Genomic DNA, 5,636 nt, shown 5'->3' on the forward strand with positions numbered 1-5,636 from the left:
AATGCAAAATACCCACCAAAAGGGTATGCCTTGATTAAAGTGACCTTTTTTAAGCTCTTATGCGAGTTCAAAATTAGTAAACATTTATTTCTATCCTCAAAAACCGACTCGCTTACAAGCCAATTTTGTGCGAGTAGGAAAGGAGTTATTGCGTTAATTTGAGCAAAAGTGGGGTAAATTCACATCCTGACGTTTTGCAGCTACCCGAAGGACGGGATTTTTACCACTGAACTTCATTCGGAGAACTGAACTTTCGGCTACCACAAAACTGTCTGCGAAGCACGAAACCCCGTCTTTTGGGTAGGTGCTGTTACCTGCTGGCCGTTTTCGAATTTAGGTTTTCTTAAAATCAAAGCCTGTTTTCCGTATCACCATTTTGGTTTTAGTTTTCGTAACTTCTAATGTTTCTGTTTTAATAATTTCCTTTTCTAATTCACTATTTGTCTTTTTCTTTTTGTCACCTTTTGCTATTTTAATTTTGTTTGCTAAATCTGTGAGTGAAATTTCATTTTGTTGTTTTAATATTTCCAAAATGAAGGATTCCATTTTAAATTCTTGCCCTATAATCAAGCTTTCGTCCGCTACTGAAATTTCCTTTGTCGGATATTGAATTGCTGCCTTGTCTTCAGTTTCAAGTATTTCTTCTTTTTGAAATTCCATAATTACAGTTTCAACAACTTCGTTTGTTTCATTTGGAGCTACAGGTTTAATTTCTGCTGTTTCTATGATGGCATTTGTGATAATCTCTTTGTTTATTTCAACTTCGGGTATTGGTACTTCTTCTTTTTCTTTTTGAACTTCGATAATTTCAGTTTGCATATTGTTTTCAATAACTACAAATGGTTTGTAGTTATTGAAAAATGATAAATTTAGTTTATCATAATACAAATCGTAAACTTTTTTGTAGCCAAAGAATGACCCTAAAAGTATTACCGCTGCTTTAAATTCATCTCCAAATGACTTCAAATATTCTAAACTTGTTTTTGTAAAATACTTCGATTGTTTCAAATCCTCAGATGTTCTTAAATCATCTTTAAGCATTAAATATAATGGTGCGACAATATGAAATTTCAAGCCATCAAAAGTTGTATTTAAGATGTATGATTGGGATAGTTCAGAATTCTCTAATTTAGAAATGATTATGGGTGTTTTACTGTCTTCTTTAATTGATTTCAGCAATGTATAAAGTTTGCTGTTTTCAAAATTCGATTGTTTTGAATATGCAAAAACTTGACCTGAATCAAAAAAATATCCAAGAGTTGAATTTGGAAAATATTCATATCTATCGTATGCAATTAGAATTGACCAAATATTCACATTTGTCATTTGAAAAGATTTCACCCCTTCTTTTCTAAACTCAATACCTTTATAAATATTTTCAACTCCTATTTTATGTTTAATTAAGTCGCTTGAACTATCTAAATCAAAAATTGTCCAAAGAGCTGAAATTGACATTTCAATTTCTTTGTTCTGAATATTTGAAATAATCGCTGGAATTAAGCTTTCAAATATTGGTTCTTCAAGTTTAATTCTTGAATCCATTCGTTCTTGTATTAATTGTTTTGCCTGTCTTGATAATGGATAAATTGATTTTAAGTCGGTAATAAGAAATTTTCGGATTGTGTTTTGGTTCTCCATTTCTAGACATAAATGAATAATTAAATATTCTTCGTCATATTCAAATGGCGTTTTGCTTTTAAAATGGGAAACTAAATTTGACTTGGTTTCAGTAGAACCTATTTCAGTAAATGGCAACAATTCAGATGCAGATATATATATATAGCCAAATCTATAAAATTGGGCAAATTCATATCTATTTACTATTGATATATAATTATTCATTAATTCTATTTGTTAAAAGTCAAAATCATCACTTTGACTGGTACTGTTTGAATTGTTATTTAATTGATTTATTGAAATTTCAGTACATCCACTTTTAAATTTATCAACCAAATTATTAGTGTAGCCAAAATACGATAAATACAAATTCTTTCTACTTCTTGTAATAGCTACCATAAATAAAGTTTCTTCATTATTGGGCGTTATGTATAAGCTACTATTTAAAAACGGCAAAAACACATTGTCAAAGTCTAATCCTTTTGCACTATGGTAAGTCATAATAATTGTATGTTTATTATTTTCAGCATCTTTTAAAGAGCCATAACCACTTCCTACAAATTGAGCCTTGATATTTGAGTTTATTAGCTGTCTATTTAAGCTATTGTAATCGGGTTTGTTCCATCTGTCTTTTGGAATTGAGACAAGGTTTTTGTTATTTACTTTATAGAGTAATTCAATAAATTTTTCTATTGCTTTATGTGTAGGTAATAAAATAACAGAGGATTCGCCAACTGCCGTTCCCTTTTGAGATTCCTTAAAAACATATTCAATTTCTTCTTGTTCGTTATTTGCTTCACATAAACGAATATTCACATCAACTTTTGAAGTGTCTCTTGCTGCACCAAAAATATTCATATCAGGCAATAATTTTTGAACCGCTGAAATGATACTCCTTGTTAATCGGTGAATCATATTCAATGAAAATGCTCTTGCATTTATGATGTCTCCGATTTGTTCCGGGTTAACAGTTGGCTCCTTCCATTTAGGGTCAGTAGTATAAATTGATTGATTTGAGTCACCCGCTACCAATATTTTTTTTGCTCGGTTTTGCATTGAGAACAAAACCTTTGCTGGCAAGTCTTGTACTTCATCACATAAAATGTAATCATAACTAGAAGTGTTTCTATCTACAAATTCGTAATAAGTCATTACAGGAATTGTTTCAGAAAGTCCAATTTCTTTCATCCCTGTTTTAAACACATCAATTAGTGAATGTGTATAAAGTACAACCGCTGCTGTTGCGTTTGGCTCTCTCCTTAAAATGTCTTTTAAAGAATGAACTAGTAAAACCGATTTGCCACTTCCTGCAAATCCTTTTACCCAAATATTGCCTTCTCTTCTTGCTTCATTGTTTACAAAATCTTTTTGTTGTGGGTCGAGTTGGTCTTCTCTTATCATCCAAGCCATTGTATATATTTTTTAAGTGTTATTGTTTAATCAAACCTTCTTCAATGTTTGTTTGTGTAAGGTTATCAATATTATATAATTCTTCGCCTTTGAATGTTGGTTTTGATTGTCTTACTTGTTGTGCAAAATCTTTCATTCCTAATTCATCGGCAGCTGATGATAACCAACCATAATCACTTTCAGACATTGAATTTGTGTCATATTTTTTTTTCCAAGTGTCAAATGCTTGTTTAATCATTTCATTGCCTTTTTCATCTTTTTCCTTTTTTAATAATTTTCCAAGTTCATAAAGAGAATGAGGTTTATTAGGTTCAAGTTGTAATGATTCTTCAAGGATTTCTTTGAATTTTTCTTTGTTTTTGCTTTTTAATGAGTGAGCAAAATTAAAAGCAGTTGTTGCATTTTTATTGTTTTCAAATGCTAATTCGTAAAACTCTAAAGCCTTTTCAGCATATCCTGCACTTGAATATAAAACTCCAATTTGATTGTAATTTGAAACACTCGGATATAATTCGTTTAACAATTCTAATGTTTCGGCTGCTCTAAAATCGTTGCCAATTAGTTCATACGCTTTATACAAATTTGTTAAGCCTTGTTTTGTGGGTTTGCCATTGTTTTGTTCGGCTTCAATATTTGCTTGTCTTTCAGCCTTTAAAACAATACGCTCTTCGGTTGTTAAATCTTTATTTGCAAACGGATTAATTGCTTCAACAAACACAGATTTTCCGACGGCAGATGCTCGGGCAAGTAATAGTTTATCAGCGTTTATTTCTAACTCCAAACGAACTGGTGTATTCTTTTTGAAGCCCGAAGGGTCTTCACATACTATTTTAATATTGTACAAAAGTTTGTTTTTATTACCTAAGCAAATGGGTAATTCAATTGCTTGTTGCCCATCTGTTGTAGTAACTAAGTCATCAATTATTATTAGTTCGCAAGGAATATGAGTTCCTGCTCTCAAAATTACTTTCGCGGTTTCGTCCTTTGTGATTACTAAAAAAGGTTCGCTTGTAATAGGCTGAATAATATTTTTATTAAATCCATTATAAATTAAAGAATGAATTGCAGCACCTGCTGAAACGTGAGTTTGTAAGTCGGTTGGGATTAATAAATCTGAATCAATAAAATAATATTTTAAAGCATTTTGCACATAAGGGTTTTTACAACTTCCACCTATGAATAACACATAATCTATCTCAGACTTTGTTAAATTGGCTTTTTTCAAAGCTGTATGAATTGGACTAAAAACACTCACAAAATCATTTTGCCCTTCACTTCCTTTTTTAGGTATTAAAGAATTTGTTTTAAGAAACGTTTTCATTGAATCGCTAAATTCTTGATAAGTTAATTTAGGCTCTGTAAGTTTCAATAAACCTTTTTTAGAATCTATTTCTATCGTATAGCCCAGAGAAACATTATCTTTTGCTATTGCCAATGCTGGCAATAGTTTATTGTCCATTTTTAACGCAACTGTATCGCAAATCAATATTTTTAATTGTTCTGCTGCTTTTAAAAATTGGGTAATAATTCTGTTTTTTTCTGGGGTCTTAAAATCTGCTTTTGTAAGTTTGTTTTCACTTAATAATTGTGGGAATAGATATTCTAACGCAATATATCTGTCCAAATCATCGCCACCAATTTTTTCGAATTTTGAAATTGATAAATTTTTAGAATAAACACCGTTTAAGTCCTTTCCTAACTCGATAATTGAAACGTCACAAGTTCCTGCCCCAAAATCAAAAACTAAAACTTTTGGATTAGCTCCATCAGGTATTTTTAAAGGATTGTTTTCAATATTCGACTTTTGAACATAGCTTAAAAATGCTGCATTAGGCTCATCAATTAATGCTTGTTTGTTTATAGCCATTCCATTTTGTTCAAGTGCCTGAACAAGTTCTTTTCTTTGATTTGCTTCAAATGAAGCAGGAATACTAACAGCGTATTGTAAGTTTTCTGGTAAATTTTCTGTTCTTATAATTCTGTCAATTTGTGCTTTTAGATATTGAAAAAATACTTTTGTTGCATCTTTTGGGTTTAAAATAGTGAATTTGCTTTTTCTGTCAAGTTCGCTATTATAATATTTAGAGCCTAAGTCTTCACCTAATTCCATTTTAAAAGAATACCAAACATTTACACCTTTTTTCAATTGGTGTTTTAGGTCGGCAGCACCTTGTCCAACTAATAACTGATTATTATACCAAGCAATTACTGTCGGTACTTTTTCAGAGGACATTGGTGTCCCATCATATTTTTTTTGATTTAACCAAAGTGTTTTGGTTTTTATATCCTTGGTTTCTTTCTCCAAGTGTGAAATGGATACAACTGTTGTAGAAGTCCCGAAGTCAATGCCTATGAATGTTGTATTAAAAATGTCGGTCTGTTGTTTTGACAGTTGTCCATTTTTAACTGCTGGAAATAAGCTGTTAATTGTTATATCAGTCGCCATTAATATTGGTTTTTTTGCATTATTGTTAATGTTTTAGCTTAGCAGGCTGTCGATCTTTGGCTTGCAGGTAACGTCAGTCTGTGAAAAAACCACCGTTTTACTTGCATCAAATATAGTATTTAATTTTGTTTATAAGCGAGAAAATTTGTACATTTAAAGATGC

3 protein-coding genes are annotated in these 5,636 nt (G+C 31.1%); all 3 read right to left on the reverse strand.

The window, feature by feature from the left end:
- Positions 1–333: 333 nt before the first annotated feature.
- From RCH18_RS15855 to RCH18_RS15865, 3 genes are read right to left on the reverse strand one after another with little or no spacing between them, the layout of a single operon-like run.
- Positions 334–1,842, reverse strand: coding sequence for a hypothetical protein (locus RCH18_RS15855; protein WP_326937752.1), 1,509 nt, complete (start codon positions 1,840–1,842; stop codon positions 334–336).
- Positions 1,843–1,854: 12 nt separating this feature from the next.
- Entirely contained in the window at positions 1,855–3,027 is a 1,173-nt protein-coding gene (locus RCH18_RS15860) for a 3'-5' exonuclease (RefSeq protein ID WP_326937753.1), read from the reverse strand.
- A gap of 19 nt (positions 3,028–3,046) precedes the next feature.
- Positions 3,047–5,473, reverse strand: coding sequence for an Hsp70 family protein (locus tag RCH18_RS15865; RefSeq protein ID WP_326937754.1), 2,427 nt, complete (start codon positions 5,471–5,473; stop codon positions 3,047–3,049).
- Positions 5,474–5,636 lie beyond the last annotated feature (163 nt).

The organism is Flavobacterium sp. PL11, from assembly GCF_035985025.1.
GTDB lineage: Bacteria > Bacteroidota > Bacteroidia > Flavobacteriales > Flavobacteriaceae > Flavobacterium.